This window comes from Dokdonia pacifica (genome assembly GCF_900188275.1).
In the GTDB taxonomy this organism is placed as follows: domain Bacteria; phylum Bacteroidota; class Bacteroidia; order Flavobacteriales; family Flavobacteriaceae; genus Dokdonia; species Dokdonia pacifica.
In genome coordinates, this window is record NZ_FZNY01000011.1 from 54,601 (window position 1) to 80,204 (window position 25,604).

Sequence of the window (25,604 nt, forward strand, 5' to 3'; positions counted from 1 at the left end):
AATTGTAAAATTTATAATTAATTTTACTGCGAACATTTTGAGACACTCACAGTTTGTGTCTGTCCTTGCAAGAATGTTTTAGAGCCTGGTAACCACTGGGCTCTTTTTATTTTTATTAGAATTCATTTGATGTTTTATTTCTATAGGGGCGTTTTCTTTTAACGTCTCAACAAATAGAAACAGATCTTCATATGTATAATATTTATTAGGGAATTTTTGATTCCCTATAAGTGTTTCTGGGGTATATCGAATATCATTTTGATGTGCTACATCACGATGCATTTCAAGTATACGGTCATCCATTAAAAGCATTGAGTTTGGTATTCCATATTTTTCTATCCAACGATCCACATCTCTGTGCGCAAACCAATCTTTTAAAGCACTAAAAGCATCTGAAACACTTTTGTGGTATAGTTCTAAAACTCGTTTTGCAATTTGAGTAGATGGGTTTTCTAAATCTTTTGAAGTATTGAATATGAATTGTATTCCTACGTCTGTTGGGAATTGCATTAATAATCTATCATACAATTCAAATGCAGCAACACAGTATCCACATAGAGGGTTGGTATATGCAGTTATTTGTATAGGGGCATCTCTGTTTCCAAAATATACTTGAGCTTCTTGAGGTAAATGCTTTAAATTTTCAATACTATCTTGCTGGAGTGCGTTTAGAAAAAATGCATCGTTCCTTTTAAAAGAAAGGTATTCTTTCTTTGTTTTAAGTAATTCTTTATTCTTTTGCAATAATGGTTTGCTATAGAACCATAAGAGAGTGAGTGTCATACTTACAACAAGGCCTTTTATGACATATAGCAAAGAAAAATCCCAATTTGAAAACGCAATGAAAAGCGTCACGAATTGGGATATTAAAACTACAGATATTAACAAACATAAACCGCACCATTGCTTAAGTTGTATTCCCTGAAGATATAAAGAGTATGCAACTACAAACAATGACCCTATGGCTATTGTAAATAGCGTACTTGTATGAACCCCAACTAAGGTTATTACAAAAAATAAACTTGTAAAATAGAGTAATGAAGCATCGCCTAAACCAACGTTTTTACTAATTCTTCCTTCTTTTGAGGTAATTACTGCTGAACAGCTATCTACTTTTAACGATACTATCGCACATACTTTTGATGTAACAGTATCTTTTACACCAGTACTTTCTTTATATATCAGATAACTTACAACACTACCTATTACGGTTAGAAATGTATATACTGCATGCGATATTGATGTTGTAAATAGTAGCGCCATCACTATAATAGATAGCAGTATACTCGTAGTTATAATGGTTTTAAAACTTGATTGTCTTGTTATAAAAGAACCTTTTTTTTCTTCTTGTTCTATCGCTATGATTGTACCTGTCCATTGAGAAGAGAATTTCTCTATAGATCGTATCTTCTTTTTATTTTGTAGTGTCCTGACACGTATTCCTTTTTGAAGTTGTGTTACTAAAACAAGTTCTGTGTTTTTTCCTGTTTCAATAAGTGCTAAAAACAATTTTGGAAGTTGTTGCAATGCATCTTTAGGGACATTGGCTGCTATATTTTCGATTCCAAAATAATCTAACGTGTCAGTAATCGCATTTATACTTGGGTAATCTGCATGAGAAAGCAATTGAAGATGAATATCTTCCTTAGCAAGCGAAGTAATTTTTGATTGTACTAAAAAGCGAAAAACTAACTCGTCCATACGTTGATGTTTTTGATAAACACCTATATGTTCTGAACAACAAAAAATCTTACCCTAAAAATTAAAAAAAATATTTTCCTTCTAAAAAAAACAGCAGCTTAAAGACTATAAAAGTTACTTTTAAGCTGCTGTTTTTTTAAGTATAGAAAGTCGTAATTTATATAGTATTTATAAAAACTACGACTTTCTTTTTTATTATAGGATAAGATATCCGCCATTACCATTACACATACCATCATTCGTATTTGGACAATCACAGTGTATATCACAACGATGTCCTGATGGAGCAGAACCACATACCGTAGGACAATAGTTAGTACTTGCACAACCTCCTATTGTTGGACGCATTCCTCCATTTACAACTTTCTGATCATTTTTGCTCAATTTTTGAGCCCCGTTTAGATTTAAAATGTTTTTTAACATAATCGTAAAATTTATAATTAATCTTACTATGAACTTTTTGAGACACTCACAGTTTGTGTCTATCCTTGCAAGAATATTTTGAAAACTCAATCGGCATTGAGTTCTTTTATTTTTAAAAAAGTTTTGGCTTCCTATTAAAATATATACGTATACAAATAGTATTTCGACTTTTGATATCACTATCTATTTTTAGAAACAAACAATCTTTATAGGTATTGGGTTTTCAATACCATAAATTTCTATCAAATTATAGTTGCTTATCTCCTGGATTTGATTCTAAAAAGGGTTAAAATATGATGGTAAAACAGATGCAATATTTTATTAGAAAGGTAAGAAAAAAATACGTAACCAAACACAAACCCCTAAAAATCAATTAATTTAATAATTCATAGAGGAAGTTAATTACCAAAAGGATTACAGTTTCTCTAAAAGTTCTTTTGCTTCGGTATACTTATAATTAGAAGAGGATGTGCTAATTTCTTGAAGTATTGTTTTTGCTTTTTCAGGATCATCCATTTTCAAGTATAATAAAGCCTTATACCATGCCCCCATAGGCGCATCCATCAGGTCTGTATTGCTAAGTTGGTCAAAGGTAGTATGTGCTTTTTGGAATTGATTTAATTCCATTTCTGAAATTCCTTTGTATAACAGTATACTCGCTTTGTTTTTTGTAGTAGTCTCAATTTTAGCATCAAGAATAGTGAGAGCTTCCTGATACTTCCCTTCTTCAAAATAGCGTTCGGCATTTATGAGTAATGTATCTTCTTTTACGCCACGAGTGACTAATGATGGAATATCGGAAGTATCATAATAATCTACATATAGTTCTTGAACATTTTGAGGTCCAGACATTAAAACCCCTATCGAAATAATAATAGCTATCAAAGCAGCACTTGCATAAAACAACCATACCCTCGTGCTTTTTGAATTCTTCTTTTGATAAGTACGATTTACATTTTTAAGTGTTTCTTTGAGTTGTAGTGTTTCTTTATCTCTATACAGCGCTTCATATTCTTGAATTCTTTTTTCAGCTACATTTTCTGCAGAACTCCAATTATTTTCTGGTAATGCATCAAAGAGTTGTTTTTGAATGAGTACGCTTTCGCGAAAGCGTATATCTTCAGACATTCGTTTTTCAAAAGATGCTTCTTCTGTCTTGGATAAATGACCCAATAGATAGTCTTCTATGTATGTATTTTCTTCTTCTGGATTCATAATTCTTTAAGGGAATTATAACGGTGATCGCTAGTAATGGCTTGTGTTAACTTTGTTTTGCATTTAAACACTCGTTGTCTTGCAACAGTTTCTGAGCTATAGCCCATTACCTTAACGATACGTTCATAGGAAACCTTTCCAAAAAACAGTTTGAGTATTTTTTTACAATTTTCTGATATAGCTTCTAGTTTTTCTGTAAACAATTCCCAGCGTTCTTGCTCAAAAGTAGCTAGTGCCATATCACGTTCTTCATGATGGAGTTCCAAAATGGCATCATCTGTTACCCTAATTTTATTTTTATTTAATTCTCTACGCCATAAATTTTTACAAGCTGTAAATACATATGCCTCAAAACTACTCTTAATTTGAAAAGGTTCTCTACGATAACGCACTGCTATTTGAAGCAATGCTTTTTGAAAAATATCTTCTGCATCTACTTGTTGACCTTTATTTTGTATCACAAACTTCTGTACTTTAGGTAAGATTTTTGAATACATAACGCTTATTACTTTAGCGTCATTTTCAAGTAAAGCATTGAGGGCCTCTGTATTATCGAGCATTCGTTAGAAATGATTAGGTAAACAAAAATAAACTTTTATATTTATGGGTAACAAATAATAGAATTATGTAACAAGATGGTACTATTAATTATTAACCCTAAACTTTATTTTTTATGAAAAATAGTATTTTAAAATTCGCTTTACTATTATTTGCTTTTATTTTAACAATTGGTTGTAGTTCTGAAAGAGATGACACTTTAGAACAAGAACTAATCACCGCAAACACATTTGGCATTCAACCCTTACAATGTGCAAACCCTGATTTAGATACAGAAGGATATACTGTGGCTACAGTTTTTGTAGAATTTGAACCTGGATTATCTAGGGCTGAAAAACAGGCTATACGCGCACCTTATTGTGGGGACATCATTTCTATAGAGCCTTGTACTGGGCGAAATCTAGGTGAAATCTGGACGATGAGAGGCCCATGTTACACTAGTGGCCCCTTACCTATAAACTGTCAGCCTGGTGTTGTCCCTCCAGTAGATCCAGACTTAAGACAAGCTGTAATCGCTAGTGAATGTCAACCTCCAAATGTTGATTTGATTCTACCTGATTAATAAATTTTTCAATTCCTGGGTAACAAATAATAGGATTATGGAACTATACCCTATAACAATAATCCTAAACTTTATTTTTATGAAAAAAAGTATTTTAAAACTTACATGTCTACTATCAGCTTTTATTTTAATAATTGGTTGTAGTACCGATTCTACAGAGAATTCTATAGAACAAGAATTCACTACTGCAAAACAATTTGGTGTTCAACCTAATCATAATACGCCATGTATTGATAACAATCTAGATACAGATGGATATTGTGTAGGATATATTTCTGTAGAGTATGAACCTGGATTATCAAAACCAGAAAAACATGCTATACGTGCTCCTTATTGTGGTATCATGATTGCTATAGAGACCTGTGAGTCTAATCCAAATATTGAAGTGTGGACAATCAGAGGAAATCCCGGGTGTGCTAAAGAACCTGTTTTATTACCCCCAACAGATCCTGACTTAAGACAGTCATATACACATTCGGCTTATCATTTTAGAGCTTGTGAATTTTAATAAAATCAGTCAAGCTCTTAATTCTAATAATTAAAAATCCCTACATTTATCTGCAATAGATATTATATAACATTCTTTGAGTAATTCTTAAAATTCAAAAATAAAGATTGAAATTATTACAGATTATATGTGTTTGGCTTTGTGTATTGTTTTATATAAACAATGCGCAAAGCCAAAATTATTTTGAAAACTACAACAAGCTATATACTGATCAAGGGTATACTTTCAAAACAAAAGTAGATAGTTTACTGACACTATGTGAGTCTTCAAAAAACTTTGAAGACTATAGTAATATTGCTTCCCACTTTTCTAGTAAAATCTACAAATCCCATCTCGAAGAAGCTATCAAATATGGAGAACTAGCATTAGAGAAATATCCAGCTTCAAAAGTCAAAGATTCTATCTACGCTACGTTTCGTTTTCGATTAGGTTTTTTCTATAGTGTAACTAAAGAGTATGAAAAGAGTAATAAACTCTATCTTGATATTATTGAAGCAGGAATTGACCAAGCTAGGATAGCCCAGTCGTATTCTCGATTAGGTCTTTATTATAATGTGATAGGTGATTATTACAAAGCCGAAGATTATTTTAAAAAGGGTATTTCTATTTTAGAGGAACGACAAGATTATTCAAAACTAATTAACAATTACAATAATCTTTATTTAGTATATTCCAATCAAGGTTCTAAAGCGAGGCTAAAAAGCAAACAGATATTAGATCGTATGCTTGCACTTGAATCAGATGGTTTTATCACCATAAAACCATCTAGAAAATCTGATATATACACAAGGTATGCAGATTATTATACTCGAACAGAAACGCTTGATTTTGAAAAAGCTAGAGACTATCATTTTAAGAACCTAGCACTACTTAAAAGAGCACATATTCTTGATAAAAAATGCACCATATATGCTAACTTATCTGATCTTTATAATATCGCAAAAAAAGATAGTGTGTATTACTACATCCAAAAAACACTAAAAAGCTGTCCTGAAAATGCTGCAATATCAAATCATCATCTAAGTCAGTACTATAGATATAGAACAGATCTTGACAATGCCCTAACAGCCATACAAGCGTCTCTTACCATAAGTACAGGTATAAAAAATACTAAGACAACGATGCTCTCGGGTACTGCATTAGAGCAAACAAAAAACAAAAACTATGTATTTACTGCTTTTGTAGAAAAAGCATATGTACTAGAGCAACTTTATCAAGTACATAAAGACACAGACTATCTATCACTCGCGCTAGAAAACATATTAATGGCAGATACCTTAATTGATCATATCCTAGAAGAGAGTAGTGATGAAAGATCTCAATTACATTGGAGAGACAAAGGTTCTTCCTTATACACACAAGGTGTTGGAATATGTAAACTACTTAATCAACTAGACACTGCTTTTTATTTTATTGAAAAAAACAAAGCCCTTATTCTCACTTCTGGAATCACCACAAAAGTCAAAAACAAGCAGCTCCCTGATGCTATCCAAAAACGAGAAAGAGACTTAAAAAAAGAGATCTTACATTTAGAAACGACCATTACTCAAACAGAAAATATAACACTCCAAAAAGAAAAACAAGAAACCCTCTTTAACCTTAAAATAGCATACCAAGACTTAACCGATTCTATTGACACAAACTTTCCTTGGTATTCAAAAAGCACATTAAAAGATCACCTTACAACAATTAATGAAGTAAAGTCAAATCTAAATGATCATAATGCTATTATCTCATATATATGGGGAATAAATCAAGAAGATCAGAAAGAATCTGTGTATGGAATGTATATAGATGCTACCCTTACGGATATTTTTGAAGTCAAAACTGTAGATGCACTTAAAAAACACATATCCCAATACAGAACTTCTATATCAAAACCGTTTCAAACCACCAATGATCAGAAAAATTATCAAGCTTCTGCGCAAGCATTATTTAATAATTTAATCCCTTCCAAAACGATAAAAGAAGCTATTCAAAACAAAGAACTACTTATCATTCCTGATGGAGAATTACAATACGTTCCTTTTGAATCACTCTTGGTTTCTAATGATCCAACTGACTATTTTATTAAATCAAATCAAATAAACTATTCGTATTCGGTGTCATTTTCAAAAAGCAATGAGGCTATTCAAAGAACAAATACTAATGAATTTACGGGCTTTGCTCCTATTACTTTTTCTTATGATAATTTACCTGCATTAACAAAGAGTAATATCGAGATAAGTGCTATAAAAAGTAGAATAGATGGAATCACATTTATTGAAAAAGATGCGACAAAAGAAAACTTTCTTACGAGATCAAATACAAGCAAAATAATTCATTTAGCCACACATGCAGATGCCTCTTCAAATCCTTGGATTGCATTTAGTGATACAAAATTACAAGCCCATGAATTATACTCTTATCAAAATAATGCAGAGTTGGTTGTACTTAGCGCCTGTAATACAAGTGTAGGTGATATATTTTCTGGAGAGGGTGTCATGAGTTTAGCAAGAGGTTTTTTCTATGCTGGCGCAAATACTGTAGTATCTAGTTTATGGGAAACTAATGATAAGATGACTGCAGAAATTATGGATTCATTTTATTCATATATAAAAGAAGGAGCTTCTAAATCTGATGCATTACATCTAGCAAAGCTTGATTATATAAATACAAGTGATCTTTCAAAACAATCACCCTATTATTGGGCTCCATGTATTCTTATAGGTGAGGCAGATGCTACACTTTATTCTTCAAGCCCCATAAGCAATTACATACTTATTTTAATAGGTATCATGCTCATCATCTTTATTTTATACATAAAAAGAAAAAAAATATTTTTCTTGGGTAACAAATAACAAACTTCAGGAACAACAAGGAGAAACACATAAAGAATCTTCTTGTACTACCCTATTACATATCGATTACAATCAATATCTAACATCAATGAGTTTGCCATTGACAAGGATATTCTTGTGTTTCAAAAAAAACAATATCCATTGTATTTAGACATCCTTCCTATTGTAAATATTCTTGTTTACAAATTAAATAAAAGTGGGTCTAATTTGAGAGCAGGTCTATTTGCAAGTTTAGGGTTTACGCTTATAGGCCTGATCTACAAGATATCATTAATACAATGTATCGTATGGCATAATACCAAAGTAATTATCAATACTTCAATTGCATGTATTTCACGTAATGCTTTGCTTTCTGAGTACGCTTTCGCGAAAGCGTACCAAGCCACCAATTCTTCTTATAAAAAGAACAGATTCATTCATACATCAATAAACAAACAATCAAAAATTTCAATACTATGAATAAAATAATACTATTTATTCTATGCGTTTTTAGCATATCTACACAAGCAACATCTCGTAATACGCTTAGCTCCTCTTTTACAGGGATTGTAGCAGATTTACGTTACATGGATGTATCGGTAACCCCCGGTTCAAATCAAATAAATGCTACAAATGGGCACTTATTTACAGCTGCAGATATTGGAAAATTAATAGCTATTAAAAAAGGACATCATAATCCTAGTACGACTGCCGAGATTCCTTTTACAACTCCTGGACGTATTGTCACAGTAACCGCTCAAATAATAAGTGTATCTACAGATGGAACATCTGCAAGTATTAATGGTATTGCTCCTAATCAAGACATAGATACAAGAGCATATGTATACACTAATAATTATGATGCATTACAAACCCTTATAACAAATGGCGGAGACATCACACTGAATCAAAACGGAATTATAGGAGTAAATCCTTTTTATCACGATGACTACACAGAGGTGACCAATAAGGGCTTACTATTTCCAGATAATCAGTCTGTAACTATCAGAAACACAAACAATGCACGTATTAAACTATGCTCTGAGACGATAGACTGGGAGTATACATTTGCCCTATTTGCGAGTCAAGTAAGCAATCATGATATAAAAGTAGAGGTCTCTTGTATTCCACCAGATGAAGCGACAACGCGATGGGGAGGACAATGTTCATTTTTTACAACAACCTTACTCTCAGGAAATGGCGCTGGAAACTCCGTACGAACTATTGAGTTAAAAAACACAACACCTTTAGCTGGGGATATCGATACAGGTACAGATCCTTTCTGGAATTTTTATTTTAACGGATTGCTTGGTGGTATTGAAGGCACTTCTAATTACCAAGAAATCTTTATTCTTAATGACGATCCAAATGCAGAGATTAGAACTAAAAATGGAGGTATTTATCAATTTGGAGGAGGCTCTCAAATTACGATCACAAATCTTAAAGTAAACTATAGTGGACATTATGTAGGTGAAAATGGAAGAAGTTTTACTTCTGAAAGTATCTATACTGAAGCTGATGGAGGACGCTGGCAGTTTGACAACTTTAAAATTGAAGCTGGGGTTCTAAAACCTAATCATCCTAGTACAGATTTTTCTTGGTACGATTATGTAGCTCCTTCTCGAACAATGGGTGTGAGTATAGATGGTACTACTTTCTATCAGTTTAATTTAGACCCAGCCACCATGGCTACTATCCTAAATGGACATGATTTAGACATATCCAACACACCACTTGCAAATACAGCAAATGCAACGATTACTATTCAATTTCATGATGATGACCCTAACTTGAATCTTTCTTCAAATCAAGTAAAAACATTTGGTCACCCAAATTATGTGCATCCAGATGTCGCATTTAGAATCACAAATATTACCAGTGAGTACGGACACTGGAGATATTACGCAACTGGAAATCAATATTTAATAGACGCAAATAATCCTAGTCTAGGAGAAGTGGACTCTACTATTACACCTGCTTTTTCTGAAATTTACAATTCTAACATTCAAGGTACTGGATTACAATTTCAAAACTTCGGATCAAGTAATAATAATCAAGAGGTTGCTAATGCTACACGAGGAACTTTAAAGATTGTGAACAGCGATGTAAAAGCGCGATTAATTTTTGGAGCATTAGAACTAACAGATACCGAAATAGATGGTGAGTATATCTACGTAAACAGTTTAGTAAGCCATGGCGGAAACCGTCTTGAATTTCAAGTCGTAGATGTCTTTAATTCTGATTTTATTAGTACCAATGACCACTATGACGGAAACTTAATTCGTTTTTTAAAGGATGATGTTTTAGTTCAATTTAACAACACAACATTTGGAACAAATTATGGAGGTGAGCATTTATTCCCTTATGTCCCTAATGGAACTTTACATTATCTAAATAATGCAGAGAACACCAATCGTCTTCCTAGGTTTGATAATAGCATTAATGAAACTTACTCTAATGAATTTACGGAAGAAAGCACTGTTATTTTTGAAGATTGTGAGTTTGCTCACGTAGATGGTACTTCTCTTTTTTCTAGAAGCTTTAATAATGGAGTATTAAGAGATGGTGCAAAGGTAGAATTTAGAAATTTCAAATTCAGAAATGCTATAGGTTTAGGTAAACTTATTCGTCCATACTTTGCTCCTGATCATAAAAATAATGGAATGGCAGACATTCCAACAGGTGATGAACTAGCCGTTTATAAACTTAATAAAACAGGTGGTTTACCATATGCATTTGATGGATCAGATATTAATGCTATTGGAGCTAGAGTCTCATTCTCTAATCAGCATACCTTAGCAAATAAGGTTGCAAGCATTATTGTTCCAACATTTACAATTAATGATTTTGGACATCTATTCTATACTACAGACTGGGCAAATGGTGCTTATGTAGATGGAGAATTTACGATTCGCGTTACAGATGATCTTGTTCGATTTAACCCATATTATACTAATGGGAATACAAATAATAAAAGATCAAATACGACACTTTCAAATTTAGTATTAAACACCTCTGGAAAAAGAAAAAATGGAGAAGTAATTAGCTTTAAAGTAGACCCTAAACAAAATAGAGTTATAGAAATAAATGCTACTTTAGATGGGAATCCAATAGATAAATACTATGTAGATGCTGACCCTACGGGCACACCTGGACTTGATGGAGAGATCGTATATTTGGAAGGTGATGATACTACTTTTTGGACACATGAAGTCTCACATAATAATATTTCAGGCACTTCATATTCTGTTTCACCTGAATTAGTTGATGGTCATACAGAACTTGAAACCAATATTTACTTTTCTATAAAACAAGAGTTACGTTCAGAAACGCCATGGGAAGATTTTGAATTCACGTTAACCGATGATACTGGAACTATACATACGTTTGTAAATTCATCTACTAGCTTTTTTAGAACCACAACAGGTCTAAGTACCGATGTACATCCTGAATACATAAAACATTTTTGGACATTCGAATCACAAGATGAAACTAATCATATATTATGTTATATAGAAAATCGTACTGGACGAATCATATTTGAACAAGAACTTCCTTTTGACTTAGCTGCTTCACAAGCCTTAACTATTACTAAAGGTTGGGAAGTAATTTCTCAAGAATGGATTCCAAGCATAACTACTTCAGAATGCCAAGTAGATGTGTATGGTAATTTTGACTCAGCTGATGTTACCTATGCCGATGGTGATCTATGTACCGCCTTCCCTTTTGGACACTTCAATCCTGCTTGGAATACACCTTTTCCTTGGAAAGCAACTATCTATTATGCTGCCTATCATGTATTACTAACAGAAGACTTTTACGATAATTATAACTGTGACATATTAGTAAACCAAGGCACTAATACAAATCTATGGATGAAACCACATCGCATAAAAACACCACCCTCTGGACATGAGAGTGTGATGGCATATTGGAATAATTCTAAGCATACAGATACAAACCTATCGGGTGTATACACACAAATAGAAAACTTAGAACCCAATACAACGTATCAAATAGAATTTTATGATTTACCATTGCGTACACATGCCCCTGGTAGACAAACAGCAAATTTATACTACAAAACCAAAGTCTCTTTTGATGGTCAAGAATGGGATGGACCTGATACCTATTATACCAATGAAGATAATTACTGGCATCAAAGAACGATGACCTTCACAACAGGACCAACAACAACAGCTACAACCTTAACATTACAATTTCCATTATATCCAGACCTAAACAATCCTGTTAATGATGGTTACATCGCTATAGATGATATAAAAATCACTTGTGTAGATACTGCTAATGTAGGTGAAAACGATACAAACATTCCATCTAGATATGAAAACACGGATGAGAATCAAGTGTACATATATCCTAACCCTACTAAAGAAAATCTATTTATAGAATTACTAGACCAAAAACAGGAAATAAAAACTATAGAAATATTTAATACCCATGGGCATCTTGTATGGAAAGATGAAGGAAACTTAAATACCATTACGATTTCCAAACTCAAAAAGGGAATATACTTCATTAAAATCTTAACAAGTGACAATACCTATATCACTGAAAAAATTATAAAACAATAATTCATTAAATCTTTAAACTCATGAAAAAACTAACATTACTAATCGTATTATTTATCGCTGGTATAACAACAGCACAAAATGAAATTCCTCAAAATGGAAATGTAGGAATAAACACGACTACACCAACTCAAGAACTGGAAGTAAACGGAATTACAAAAACAAATCAATTAATTGTTGGAGACACCAATACCATCCCATTTTTTGTAAATGCATGGCTTGAAGGTGGTTTTTCTTCGCAATTATTTCTTAATTCCTCATCTAGTCCAGTTGACAAAAGACTTTGGGCTGTATCTGCCATAAATGGAAGCTTTAAAATCTTTAGTGAAGCCGATGATTTCTCTGCAGTAAATGAAGCATTTGTTATTAATAGAGGAACAGGAATAGCTATAGATAACGTCTTATTCCCTAACGGAAATATGGGAATAGGCACCTCTTCTTTTGTAGATGGAGATGATACATATCGACTTTCTGTAAATGGAAAAGTAAGAGCTCACTCTGTTAAGGTATATACAACTTGGGCAGATTATGTTTTTAAAGATGATTACGAATTAAAATCTTTAGATGAAGTTGAAAATTTCATCCAGCAAAATGGTCACTTACCTAATGTACCATCAGAAGCAGAAGTTCTTGAAAATGGTATTGAATTAGGAGCTATGAATGCTAAATTATTAGAGAAAATAGAAGAGCTTACACTTTATCTCATTGAACAACAAAAAGAAATAGAAGCTTTAAAAGCAGAGGTTTCTACTTTAACGAAGTAAATAATAATGCATTTCAATAATCAAAAAAACATGTATTATGATTTTACTAAAAGATAAAATAAAAATAAGTGTCTTCATACTTATGATGATGAGCTTTTTAGGGTATACTCAACAAGAGAATACTGTAAAAAGGTATTATGTGAAATTTGCCTCTGAAGACGTAGCACCGAAATTCGTAAAAGAAGGTGAAAAATTTACATATATAGGAGATGATAAAGAAGAGGAAGCTTTTTTTGCCAAATATGATATCCATAATTTTGAGCAAGTCTATCCTACCTCTAGAAGAATTAATCTAAGAAATGCATTCTTTTTAGAAACATCTTCACAAGATTTAGTGAGCGAACTTATGAAAGCATATCCCACTAAATATAGAGTTATAGAAGATCTTACTGATGAAAAAATGGAACTAAACAATAATCCTTACTTCCCTAATGACTATGTAGTAAGTCCTGTACGTATACCATTTGATCTAAGTACTTTTGATCGTAAGGAACTAGAGTATATTGGTGCTCCTAAAGCATGGGGAATTACAAATTCATTAAACAACACAATTACAATTGGATTATCTGATGCCAAAGTAGACGATCAAGATCCAGATTTAGCAGGAAAAGTATCTTTCTTACCCAATGGTTATAGTTATGGAAATCTTACTCCCGATTGCGATAATGGGTTTTCTACCCATGGTACAGGTGTAGGAGCAATAGCCGCTGCACAAGGAGACAATGGATATGGAACAGTGGGTGTATGCTATGATTGTGATATACTAGCTGCCAATGCATTTTCGTACGGACATCTCTTGACTTTGGCACAAAGTGGTGTCAAGGTAATTAATATGAGTTGGGGAGGCACTTCATCTTTACCACCAGATCAATATATTCAGAGCTCCCAACACCGTCAAGACATACAAGAATCTATAAATGAAATTGTTGAAGATTATGGAGTAGTTCTAGTAGCCTCAGGAGGTAATAATCTTAACTTTAATGCAAACGGTTATTTCCCTTTATACAACTATCCCGCTTCTTTTGATAATGTGATATCTGTAAGTGGCGTAAATCACTGGTATGATATGGATAATCCGCATGAGGTAACCGCAATCCCAGGAACCACAAATCAATCATATTTATGGCGTATTGAAGATTCTGTGTCACAATTAGTACTTGATGATGGTATTAACGAACCTCAAGGTGTGTATACTAATTATTGGAATCCAAATGGAAGTGGCATATTAACATTAAATGACCAAATTGATATTTTAGCGCCTGGATACCAAGTGCATTTGTATGCTACTCATATATACAATTGCCCAGTAGATCATAATAATGATGGACAACTTAATTATCTTCTTGAAGGTAAATATGGAAACGCAACATCTCCAGCTGCTCCCTATGTAACAGGAACCGTTGCTCTCATGTTTATGGTTAATGAGTGTTTGACTCCTAAGGAAGTGGAAAACATCCTAAAACTTACTGCTAAAGATATAGAAAACACACATCTTAATGCTCCATTTTATGGACTCATAGGTTCAGGAAAGTTAGAAACAGGAAACGCTGTTGAGTTTGTAGATGAAATGCAAAAGTATGATGGACTAGCCGTTATTAAAAACCATAGATTTCATCGTTATGATTTTAATCTTGACAAATTCAACAATGATCTTCTTATAGAGAATGTTCAATTTGAAGAAAATACTACTGTAGATTTTACAGCAAGAAATAGTATTGAGCTTACAGAGGGGACATCTTTAAAACCAGGAGCCAATGGGTATGTCATTTTAAATACAGATACAACTATTAATGACATCTGTGTCCCATCTAATGTTTCAACTAGTGCTTCCTCTTCTGAAACCTCTAGAAATACATCGTCTGAACTTGAAAGTGAACTAATTCTATATCCAAATCCAACTCGAGATATAGTACAGTTACAATTAGTAAGTCAAAATGATAAAATAGCTTCTGTTGAGATTTATAATATCCATGGTCATCTAATTTCTGAAGTAACTGCTTTAGAAAATAATAGTTTGAATATCTCGGCCTTTAAAAAGGGAATATACCTCATTAAAGTACATACCGTAAACAAGAACTCTTTTACTGAAAAAGTAATCAAAATGTAACTTTTTTACTTCAAAGTAAATGAACAAAAAATCAATATAAATTTTTATTGGATGCTTTTATACGCTTTCGCGAAAGCGTATACATCTTCATTTTAAACGTTTGACAGCTCTTCTATATCAGAAAGCTACAGGACGAACGATGCTTTATCTCATCGATCTAAATAATATTTTCTCGCGAAGAATAGACATACTCTGTGAGTGTCTCTAAATGTTCACAGTAATTCTAATTTTATAAATACTTAATTATGTTAAAAAACATTTCAAATTTAGGAAATACACTTAGTCAAGAACAACTAAAAGAAACTTTGGGAGGCATGCAAGGTTTTGGAAAAGTAATTTGCGTTGCTCCGTATTTAATTGCAGCTGGTGAAACATGTGCTCAAGGATATCACCCACACCCAACCATGGGACATTGCGTTTGTTGTAGAGATTAATCACTCTAAACTAAGGGAATTCTAAAAAAAGTATTCCCTTAGTTTCTATATCACTTAGAATACCTAATTACCATCTCAAAACAATACTCTTCTACAGAATTCTCTTAATTCTCATCAATTAAAAACACATACAAAACATAATATTATGAAACATATAATCAAACTTATTGTCACTTCTATTTTAGCTATTCTATTTTTTACGGCTTGCTCACCAGAAACTGAAACTGAAGTATTTGAACTAGGAGAAACGACAACAGATCAAACTCTAAACAGAAGAGGCACTACGACTGGGCATGTTAATTTTTGTTATACAGAAACAACGCCCGTAACACCTGCAGAAATCATAGTATGTCCAGATGTTTTTTCTTTGGCTGATATTACTGTAAATGTACCTTATAGTGATGATACGAATGATGTTGTTGATGAATTGAAAAGTGTTTTTTTCTGTAATGATGAGTTTAGTACATGTACGGGAGCCCCACAACCTGTAGAAGTATGCTCAGTGACTTTTAGTATTGAAGATAGTCCTAATTTTTTCGGAACGTATGAATACTTGTCTGATGACATTACTCCAGCAATATCCAATCAAATAAAGCAATACTTTGCTTGTGTGGCTAAAGATTATGGAGATACAAACTATTCAGAGTATCAAATAGCGCATGTAACCTTTTATCAAGATCAGCTTTTATGTAATAACTGTACTAGATTTCTTGTAGCTCAGGTAAGTTACTATGTCTACTAAAAAATTATAAAACAACTAATTATGAAAAGAGCATCTACATTACTTTTTTTCTGTTTGTTTATTTTGGGAAACACATTCGCTCAAACAAATAGTCACACCCATACCTGTAAAGAGTTTACATATAAAAGACAGCCTTACTTACATTGTCAAAACTCGTCACATTATAATGAGAATAAAGATCATAGTAAAGAAATGTCTGTTATGGACCGTTTTGGAAATTATTATTGTACTGAAATTCTTAATGCCAAAGATAATATCACAACTCAAAGAAGAGTTTCGTCTGGAGGGCATTTTAATACTTTTTATGACAACACTCCTAGTTCCTTTAGATTAATTATAGATCAGGTTTTTGAAGACCTCGAACAACTATTGGTCTTTCAAAAAAATTGTGATGGTAATTTTCCTCAAGTAAATTTTAGAATTAAAGTGGTAGATTTTTCAGATGAAGGCACGATTGCAATAGAAGATCAACCATTAGCAACTGGTACAGCTTTATATCCTGGCAGTACACGAAGAGGTACTATTATTAGAGGAGATGTATGGAATAAAATAAATTTAGGAACAACATACAACACAAGTACTTCCGATGACGGTATCATTCAAATAAATCAAAATTTACTAAATAATTTTTATGTAGATCATTTTGTAGAAGATCTAAATAATGATGGGATCATGGATGTAGATGGAACTAATCTATCTGGAGAGCTATATGATCTTTATGGTATTATCCAGCATGAAATACTACATGCCATGGGATTTATCTCATTTTTAGATCAGAATGGTAATGGAACTACCTCTAGTAATTTTATATCACCATTTGACACTTTACTTTATAATAATACGACTCCCTTTATAGATACTTCTACTCCGTATGACTGGGATATTTCAGCTGGAATTAACCCTAGTGTAGCATTCCAAGATCCATGTCCTACAAATACAATTCAAACAACAAGTCATACATTTCCGTTACACAGTATGGATAGTGATGGTAATTTTGTACAACCATCACACATAAATGACACCAACAATTGTACAAATGGTGTAAGTTATATCATGTCTCCTTCTTATTCACATCTAGAATATAAACGATTACATCATGACGAGGTAAGTATACTTAATGAATTAGGATATCAAACAACAACAACCTATGGATCTGAATTCTTAATTACTGACAATGCAACAATAAACCCAAACAGGGATATTAACTTTCCTGCAAGTACTATCAATATGGCTTATGCAATAGATGATCCTTGTCTAGAGGATAGTTACTTTACATTTAATGAATGTGAAGGTCCTTCTTATGAAATAGATATTATACAAAATGATATCATTACTTCTAATTATAGCATTGTAAATACTGAGGTAATTAATCTATTAAAACCTGGTCATATTACGATAGCAGATAATGTTCAGATGGAAGTACAGAATAACACAAATAGTATTACAATAAATTATACAGATCAAATGCTACTTGGAAGGGAATATAAGATACGTTATCAGCTTGTAGAAAATACGACGGGTAGATTAAGTAATCCAGCCTTAGTCACATTTAAAATACTTCCTTGCTCAGATCATTTGGTGAATTTTAATTGTACTCCGGAAAGCACAGATTTCAATTTAATATGTAATTCTGAATTCATTACTGATTATGAATTACCATCGCATCCTCTAGTTTTCAATAATACTTTTTCAAGTGGTATAAGAGTTCCTTATGATTTCATGCCTGGATGGTATCCAGTAAATCATAATGCTAGATACTTTTTTGACATCTATACTCTTGCAGATGTAGTCGCTCACATTCCTGCTATTACTGATGATATCGTTAACAATAATGGTGTTTTTGCTTTAGAAGGAACAAAAGGGGTAATGACAAAATTAACTTCTAATTTACAACCTGATAAACGTTACATAGTAAGTCATTTTAGTAAAGGACTGGATGAAGATAATGAAGCAAAAAGAAGATATCGCATTGGTTTTTTTGAAGATATAGATCAAGACACCTATTATCCAGATGCTCCTCCTCAAGAAAATTCTCCAAGTTATCTAGCACAGTCAGTAACAAATTTCACCTCAACTTCCGATCAAATTTCGCAACATGTATATTCGTTTGTTGCTGATCAAGAATATGAAGGTACTTTTGTTTCTGCAAGAAACTCTGGTTTTATTTTATTTGATCACTTAGAACTTATTGAAGATACTATTGAAGATATAGAAACAGAAGTTGAAGTAGATTGTTCTCTCAATGAATTAACCACTATTGGCACCAATTTATACACCGTTAGAGGTATGAACTTCTCTTGGTGGCTAGCGGGAGAAGATGGCGTTTTTTATACAAATGATGATATTCAACTTACATCAAATGATACTGACCTAATTACTTCAGATACTATCTCACCAATAGGTAATGGTTCTGAATTAACAATCGGCACTATTACCTCCACAGAAACATATCAGTTACGACGTACTATGGGTGAGACAACTGGATTACATTATACAGAAGCTAATGGGCTTATAGACACCATAACATTACCTCCTGCAAGCACCAATAACTTTATTGATAACATAAATGTACAGGTCTCTTGCATCGAAATTTGCGAAGTAGATGTGTATGGTAATTTTGACTCAGCAGATGTTACCTATGCCGATGGTGACCTATGTACTGCCTTTCCTTTTGGACACTTCAATCCTGCTTGGAACACTCCCTTCCCTTGGAAAGCAACTATCTATTATGCAGCCTATCATGTATTACTAACAGAAGACTTTTATGATGACTATAACTGTGACATATTAGTAAACCAAGGCACTAATACAAATCTATGGATGAAACCACATCGCATAAAAACACCACCCTCTGGACATGAAAGTGTGATGGCATATTGGAATAATTCTAAGCATACAGATCCTAACTTCTCTGGTGTCTATACACAAATAGAAAACTTAGAACCCAATACAACGTATCAAATAGAATTTTATGATTTACCATTGCGTACACATGCCCCTGGTAGACAAACAGCAAATTTATACTACAAAACCAAAGTCTCTTTTGATGGTCAAGAATGGGATGGACCTGATACGTATTATACCAATGAAGATAATTACTGGCATCAAAGAACGATGACCTTCACAACAGGACCAACAACAACAGCTACAACCTTAACATTACAATTTCCATTATATCCAGACCTAAACAATCCTGTTAATGATGGTTACATCGCTATAGATGATATAAAAATTACTTGTGTAGATACTGCTAATGTAGGTGAAAACGATACAAACATTCCATCTAGATATGAAAACACGGATGAGAATCAAGTATTCATATATCCTAACCCTACAAAAGAAGATCTATTTATAGAATTACTAGACCAAAAACAGGAAATAAAAACTATAGAAATATTTAATACCCATGGGCATCTTGTATGGAAAGATGAAGGAAACTTAAATACCATTACGATTTCCAAACTCAAAAAGGGAATATACTTTATTAAAATCTTAACAAGTGATAATACTTATATCACTGAAAAAATTATAAAACAATAAAAGAAATACTCTTAATTCATTGATGAGCGTATCTATAAACATGCGCTTTCAAATCATTTTAAAATAATGCCATCAACATACTATTGATGGCATTATTTTTTTTGAAACAAGCCGTTTTATTATCCTATTTTTTTATGGTTTTATTACCAATACGTTAAATCTTGGCGTTTTTTAGTGTTAAAATTCAGATTATCAATAATTTAAATACATTTTTAAGTATTTTTAAGTAAAAACCCAACCCCAATAACAATCTGACTATCAAATTACTAAAAAAATACTTAAAAATATTCTTGCAAGGATAGACATATGCCTTGAGTGTCTTTAATGGATCAAGGTTATCATTAAAATTCAAAATTTATTTTAACCATGAAAAAATTAGTAAAACTAGGAACGCAACTAAATGTAGAGCAACAAAAATCTATTAACGGAGGATCAATAGGATGTAACATCTTCCTTTGTACACCAGAAAGTGAAGGGTGCCCATGCTATAATAACCCAAACAGTCCAGATGGAAGAGGATGTTGTATGGACGGAATGTGTACTGATTAATCACCCCTATACAAATGAAAATATAGCTTATAAATGATACTTATGTATTGTTTACGCTTAAAAACATTAATCTTAAAAAAGAATCTTATGTTAAAAAACATTTTAAAAGCAAATGGAGTTAAAGAGTTAAATAAAGCTGAACAACAATCAGTAACTGGGGGTATGATTACTACCTGTACTTCTGATTCAGATTGTCAAATTCCAGGTAATCCATTTTGTATATATGCATGTATTATCAACTTTGGAGTTTGTGTATATGACACAAGAAGTTGTGCTTAATAGGTAGAAAGATGCTTAAAAACATAAAAAAAGTAGGAGAAGTACTAACGGCTTCTACACAAAAAAGTATCACAGGAGGTAATGCCTGTATAGCCTGTTATGACCATTGTGTTCTTGTTTCTAGAAATAGAATTGAGTTAGGAGATTGTTTTGACAACTGTCAACAAACAGTATGCTAACACCCATCATAAGAACACCTATTTAACACATATAGAATACTCGTCTATATCATTAGTTAAAATACAGACACACACTATGAATGTCTATAAATATTCATAACCATCAACTATTAATTTTATTATTATGCTTAAGAAAATTTCAAATTTACAAGGAGTTCAAAAACTAAACAGTAAAGAACAAAAAGAAGTTAAAGGAGGAAAAGATGCTGTAAGATGTCCTGTTTACACTCCAGCAGAATGTACAAACTGTGGAGGCTTTCCTGTTTTTAATGGATGTTGCTTAGGAACTCAAGAAGTACACGAATGCCTTACTGGATTCGGTAATTAAAATACGTTTTAAAAAGCACGTATATAAGGCAAGATTTACATTTAAATCTTGCCTTTATTTATATATTATATTTTGTTTGAATCTCAAGTTAACTCTTTACATCTAAAGCATCTCTTAGCGCATTTCCTACCAACATAAAAGCCATAACTAATAACATAATCGCTACCCCAGGAATAACAGCCAGATATGGTTTTCCTAAAATAATATAGCTATAATGATCTTTAATCATTGCTCCCCAACTAGGCATAGGAGGTTGCGCCCCAATACCTAAAAAACTAAGACCACTCTCTATCAGAATAGCACCCGCAAAATTAGCCGCAGATATTACAATAAGAGGTGCCATGATATTAGGTAATATATGTCTTATAATAATACGCCCATGCGTATACCCAAGCGCTTTTGCAGCTGTAACATATTGCATTTGCTTAACACCCATTACCTGCCCTCTTACTACACGAGCTACCTCAACCCACATAGTGAGTCCAACCGCTATAAATACTTGCCAAAACCCTTTCCCTAAGGCCAATGTAATTGCAATAACTAATAATAAAGTAGGAATAGACCACGTCACATTAATAATCCACATAATAGCAGCATCTACTTTCCCTCCAAAATACCCTGATAATGCTCCCATAAACACCCCTATAAGAAGTGAAATAAAAACAGCTACAAATCCTATAGAAAAAGAAATACGCGCCCCCACAAACATTCTACTTAATAAGTCTCTTCCGTATTTATCGGTGCCTAGTAAAAATTTTTGTGAGGCGATATGCGCTTTCGCGAAAGCGTATACATCTACCCCTTCTTCCATTTGCAAGCGTTTAGAAATCCCTTCTATATCATCTCCTACATACGGTGTATAAATAATCGCGTCATTTTCTATCGTATAGGATGTGATAGGGATTTCTGTATCATTATTTTGCTTTCCAAAAAATAGAGAAGACACGTTAAAGGAAGTCTCCTCTACCGCTGAAGGAATAGTAAGCATCGAAACTGTAAATCCTGGTCCTCTTGAATGTATAGAAAGATGCATCTGATTTGCATTTTGACTATTATCAGGTGCAAATACATAGGCAAATAATGCAATGATCCCACAAAGTACAATGTAGCATAAACTCAAAACGCCCCAAAAGTTTTTCTTAAACTTTTGGAGCGCTAAGCTTGTAAGTGAATTTGCGGTTTGCGACATAGATTAATCTTTTATCGCAGCAATTTTACTCTTTCTAATATTATTGATTTTTAAGTCTTGTAATACATTAAGTGCCTCTTCTACATAGACATCACTTGCAAGACTTTTATGCCAACGTTCTCTTTTATCTTTTAGTACGGTATCTTTTTCAAAAAGCTTTAATTCATAAGGCAATGAATTATAAGTCAAATTAGACGTATAATCATCTATAGCATCAAAACGTTTTCCTAATTCTTCGCTTTGTACGATTCTATTTTTATACCCTTCATAACTTAAGTCCCACTCTGTATCTTCGCGACGTTCCTTAAGCCATTTTGCATACTCATTTATAAGTTTAAGTTGTTCACTTTTTGAAATACGTGCAACACTATTTTGTATTGTTTTTTCATAATCGATGTATCCGTCCCATGCATCATAGGTAGCCGCTCTGATTCGATCCCAAGGTAGTGGGTTTTCTTGATCGCGCTCTCCTATATCTATATAGCTATATACATCTGGAACAACAACATCACTTTTAACTCCTTCCAACTGAGTTGATCCACCATTTACACGGTAAAACTTCTGAATAGTTACTTTAAGAGATCCTATATCTCCATAATCATTAGATCGTAACCATCTATTTAATGGGAAGAAACGTTGTACGGTTCCTTTTCCAAAGGTTTGCTTCCCTCCTATTATAATAGCTCTTTTGTAATCTTGCATTGCTGCTGCTAGGATTTCACTTGCAGAAGCTGAGTTTTCATTTACAAGAATAACAAGAGGTCCATCCCATAAGATCCCTTTGTCTTCATCATTAAGAATATCTGGAGTATCATCGCTAGATTTTACTTGTACTACAGGTCCTTCTTTTATAAATAGACCTGCCATATCTACAACAGCCTTTAGAGACCCACCTCCATTATTACGTAAATCTATCACAAGACCTTCCATGCCTTGTTTTTTAAGACGTATAATTTCTTGTTTTATATCTGTAGCGGCATTACGTCCGCCTGCATTTTCTGTATCAAAGTAGAAGCTTGGTAAATTAATAACTCCATAATTACGACCATCCTTTGTAACCGCAGCAGAGCGTGCATACGTTTCTTCTAGCAATACAACATCTCTGGTAATAACAATATCTTTAATACTACCATCTATTTTACGCTTTACGTTAAGCGTTACCTTAGTGTCTTTTGGCCCTTTAATAAGTTGAATAGCATCATCAAGGCGCATTCCTTGAATACTTGTTGCTTGCTCATCACCATCCTGAGCTACTTTTAAGATAATATCCCCTGCTTGTAATTCTTCTTGTCTCCAAGCTGGTCCTCCAGAAATAATATCGGTTACATGCACTGCTCCATTTCTCTTTTGAAGACGTGCTCCAATTCCTTCAAACTGACCACTCATACGTTGGTCAAATCTATCTTTCTGTACAGGCGCAAAGTAATTGGTATGTGGATCAAACTCTTCTACAATTGCATTCAGGAAGTATGCAAAGTAATCTTTACGTTCAAGCTCTTCGGTAAGGTCAAAAAAGTTTGACGTACCATCGGCAACTTCTTCTCTTGCCTTTTCTTCTAATTGAACGTCTGTAAGCACTTCTTCCAGTTCTTCCCCTTCAGCTAGTTGCTTGTCTTGAGTATCTTTAAGATCGTAATACGTACTTAAAGCACTTAACTTTAGTTGTAATCTCCAACGCTCTTTTACTTCTTTTTTGTTTTTTGGATACGGTAATTTTTCATACTCTGTATCTATAGATTCATTTTTAGAGAAGTCAAATGGTTTTTCTAAAATGGCACGTTGTGCTTCTGCAGCTTCTTTAAAGCGTTCTTCAAAACGTGTATAGGTAAGATCAAAGAATGTGAGATCCTTTTCTTTTACCATATCATCTATTTTGTCCTTATAAGCAGCAAACTCTTCTATATCTTTTTTGTGAAAAAATCGTCTATAAGGATCCAATGCATCTATATAATCTTCAAAAACAGATTCTGAAAATGAATCATCCATTGCTTTTGGGTCAAAATGACCACGCTCAATCACATAAGATATTAGATCTAATAGTAATTTATCTTTATCTGGATCATCATCTATTTCTTTTGTAGTAAAACTACAACTCGCCACCGAAAATAGCAGGGCAAGAGCTATTAACTTTAAATTACTTCTCATAAAATTATGTATTTGCATTTTTTAACTACCAATTTACATTAAAAATTGTGCCAGAATATAAATAAACCTTGTAATATTTTGTTAAACCTTATTTAGGCATTAAAGAAAAGCAATTTACGTATTTTCGCGCATAGAATCCAACTTTACCTATTCATGGCAAAAAAACCACTTATTCTTATCACAAATGATGATGGAATTACTGCAAAAGGCATACGTACACTTATAGAAGTCATGCGTACTATAGGAGATATTATAGTTGTTGCCCCAGACAAACCTCAAAGTGCCATGGGACATGCCATTACTATAAATGACACGTTATACTGTGACCCTTTTGTTTTTGATCCAGAGGCAACGCATCAAGAATATAGCTGCTCTGGCACCCCAGCCGATTGTGTAAAACTAGCCAATCAACAAATACTGGATAGAAAGCCAGATATTTGTGTAAGCGGTATCAATCATGGAAGTAACTCATCTATCAATGTCATATATAGTGGTACAATGAGTGCTGCTGTAGAAGCAGGTGTAGAAGGCATTCCCGCTATTGGTTTTTCTTTATTAGACTATAGTGCAGATGCAAATTTTGAAGCTTGCAAGCCTTTTGTAAAATCTATTACAGAAAAAGTTTTAGAAAGCGGACTCCCCAAAGGTGTAGTTCTTAATGTAAACATTCCTAAACTTCCATTTGAGGAAATTAAGGGCACAAAAATATGCCGTCAAGCCAAAGCTATGTGGGTAGAAGATTTTGACAAGCGTACCAACCCTTATGGTCGCGATTATTATTGGCTTTCAGGCGAGTTCATTAATGAAGATAAAGGCGAAGACACCGATGAGTGGGCACTTGCACACGGATACGTAAGTATTGTCCCAACACAATTTGATCTCACAGCACACCATGCTATTCAAGAACTCAATAGTTGGGATCTTTAAGCTTAAAATGATGTGAAAAAACAAACTTTATACGCTTTCGCGA

The 25,604-nt window shown here is 33.2% G+C and carries 21 protein-coding genes; 15 read left to right on the top strand and 6 right to left on the bottom strand.

The annotated features are described in order from the left end of the window. Positions 1–78 precede the first annotated feature (78 nt). The 4 genes from CHB80_RS22615 to CHB80_RS22630 all read right to left on the bottom strand — a co-directional run bounded on the left by CHB80_RS22615 (position 79) and on the right by CHB80_RS22630 (position 3,836). The gene (locus CHB80_RS22615; protein WP_089373800.1) at positions 79–1,701 is read right to left on the bottom strand and encodes a vitamin K epoxide reductase family protein; all 1,623 of its coding nucleotides are present in this window, start codon (positions 1,699–1,701) and stop codon (positions 79–81) included. 195 nt (positions 1,702–1,896) lie between these two features. Further along, positions 1,897–2,124, bottom strand: a complete 228-nt coding sequence (locus CHB80_RS22620) for a hypothetical protein (protein WP_089373801.1) — start codon at positions 2,122–2,124, stop codon at positions 1,897–1,899. A gap of 414 nt (positions 2,125–2,538) precedes the next feature. Beyond that, the gene (locus CHB80_RS22625; protein WP_089373802.1) at positions 2,539–3,339 is read right to left on the bottom strand and encodes a tetratricopeptide repeat protein; all 801 of its coding nucleotides are present in this window, start codon (positions 3,337–3,339) and stop codon (positions 2,539–2,541) included. Continuing rightward, positions 3,336–3,836 carry an RNA polymerase sigma factor gene (locus CHB80_RS22630; protein WP_229746955.1) on the bottom strand — a complete coding sequence of 167 codons (501 nt, stop codon included), beginning with the start codon at positions 3,834–3,836 and terminating at the stop codon, positions 3,336–3,338. Before CHB80_RS22630 ends, CHB80_RS22625 begins: the two co-directional genes overlap by 4 nt. A 176-nt stretch (positions 3,837–4,012) precedes the next feature. On the opposite strand from CHB80_RS22630, the gene CHB80_RS22635 reads away from it, so the two are divergent. The 14 genes from CHB80_RS22635 to CHB80_RS22695 all read left to right on the top strand — a co-directional run bounded on the left by CHB80_RS22635 (position 4,013) and on the right by CHB80_RS22695 (position 21,300). Beyond that, on the top strand, positions 4,013–4,459 hold the full coding sequence (locus CHB80_RS22635; protein WP_089373804.1) for a hypothetical protein: 447 nt from the start codon (positions 4,013–4,015) through the stop codon (positions 4,457–4,459). A 79-nt stretch (positions 4,460–4,538) separates the two neighbouring features. Then, positions 4,539–4,967, top strand: a complete 429-nt coding sequence (locus CHB80_RS22640) for a hypothetical protein (protein WP_143337228.1) — start codon at positions 4,539–4,541, stop codon at positions 4,965–4,967. Positions 4,968–5,074: 107 nt separating this feature from the next. After that, positions 5,075–7,807 (top strand): CHAT domain-containing protein, encoded by a 2,733-nt coding sequence (locus tag CHB80_RS22645; RefSeq protein ID WP_089373806.1) that lies wholly within the window; start codon positions 5,075–5,077, stop codon positions 7,805–7,807. A 42-nt stretch (positions 7,808–7,849) separates the two neighbouring features. Next, positions 7,850–8,266: a hypothetical protein gene (locus CHB80_RS22650; RefSeq protein ID WP_089373807.1), complete on the top strand. Its 417-nt coding sequence runs from the start codon at positions 7,850–7,852 to the stop codon at positions 8,264–8,266. Further along, the gene (locus tag CHB80_RS22655; RefSeq protein WP_089373808.1) at positions 8,263–12,381 is read left to right on the top strand and encodes a T9SS type A sorting domain-containing protein; all 4,119 of its coding nucleotides are present in this window, start codon (positions 8,263–8,265) and stop codon (positions 12,379–12,381) included. Before CHB80_RS22650 ends, CHB80_RS22655 begins: the two co-directional genes overlap by 4 nt. Positions 12,382–12,401: 20 nt before the next feature. Further along, positions 12,402–13,142, top strand: a complete 741-nt coding sequence (locus tag CHB80_RS22660; RefSeq protein WP_089373809.1) for a hypothetical protein — start codon at positions 12,402–12,404, stop codon at positions 13,140–13,142. 37 nt (positions 13,143–13,179) lie between these two features. Continuing rightward, positions 13,180–15,249 carry a S8 family peptidase gene (locus CHB80_RS22665; protein WP_089373810.1) on the top strand — a complete coding sequence of 690 codons (2,070 nt, stop codon included), beginning with the start codon at positions 13,180–13,182 and terminating at the stop codon, positions 15,247–15,249. A 245-nt stretch (positions 15,250–15,494) separates the two neighbouring features. Then, positions 15,495–15,683, top strand: coding sequence for a hypothetical protein (locus CHB80_RS22670; protein WP_089373811.1), 189 nt, complete (start codon positions 15,495–15,497; stop codon positions 15,681–15,683). A gap of 145 nt (positions 15,684–15,828) precedes the next feature. Next, the gene (locus CHB80_RS22675; RefSeq protein ID WP_089373812.1) at positions 15,829–16,425 is read left to right on the top strand and encodes a hypothetical protein; all 597 of its coding nucleotides are present in this window, start codon (positions 15,829–15,831) and stop codon (positions 16,423–16,425) included. Positions 16,426–16,446: 21 nt separating this feature from the next. Continuing rightward, positions 16,447–19,965: a T9SS type A sorting domain-containing protein gene (locus tag CHB80_RS22680; RefSeq protein ID WP_089373813.1), complete on the top strand. Its 3,519-nt coding sequence runs from the start codon at positions 16,447–16,449 to the stop codon at positions 19,963–19,965. A gap of 366 nt (positions 19,966–20,331) precedes the next feature. Further along, positions 20,332–20,514 (top strand): hypothetical protein, encoded by a 183-nt coding sequence (locus CHB80_RS22685; RefSeq protein WP_089373814.1) that lies wholly within the window; start codon positions 20,332–20,334, stop codon positions 20,512–20,514. Positions 20,515–20,601: 87 nt separating this feature from the next. Beyond that, entirely contained in the window at positions 20,602–20,793 is a 192-nt protein-coding gene (locus tag CHB80_RS22690; RefSeq protein WP_179218253.1) for a hypothetical protein, read from the top strand. 11 nt (positions 20,794–20,804) lie between these two features. Beyond that, positions 20,805–20,972 carry a hypothetical protein gene (locus CHB80_RS24795; RefSeq protein WP_179218254.1) on the top strand — a complete coding sequence of 56 codons (168 nt, stop codon included), beginning with the start codon at positions 20,805–20,807 and terminating at the stop codon, positions 20,970–20,972. Positions 20,973–21,096: 124 nt separating this feature from the next. Continuing rightward, entirely contained in the window at positions 21,097–21,300 is a 204-nt protein-coding gene (locus CHB80_RS22695; protein ID WP_089373816.1) for a hypothetical protein, read from the top strand. Positions 21,301–21,388: 88 nt separating this feature from the next. Here CHB80_RS22695 and CHB80_RS22700 read toward each other — a convergent pair whose 3' ends face one another. Continuing rightward, on the bottom strand, positions 21,389–22,489 hold the full coding sequence (locus CHB80_RS22700) for an ABC transporter permease (RefSeq protein WP_089373817.1): 1,101 nt from the start codon (positions 22,487–22,489) through the stop codon (positions 21,389–21,391). A 3-nt stretch (positions 22,490–22,492) separates the two neighbouring features. After that, on the bottom strand, positions 22,493–24,634 hold the full coding sequence (locus tag CHB80_RS22705; protein ID WP_089373818.1) for a carboxy terminal-processing peptidase: 2,142 nt from the start codon (positions 24,632–24,634) through the stop codon (positions 22,493–22,495). Positions 24,635–24,787: 153 nt separating this feature from the next. On the opposite strand from CHB80_RS22705, the gene surE reads away from it, so the two are divergent. Further along, on the top strand, positions 24,788–25,561 hold the full coding sequence (gene surE / locus CHB80_RS22710) for a 5'/3'-nucleotidase SurE (protein ID WP_089373819.1): 774 nt from the start codon (positions 24,788–24,790) through the stop codon (positions 25,559–25,561). Positions 25,562–25,604: the final 43 nt, after the last annotated feature.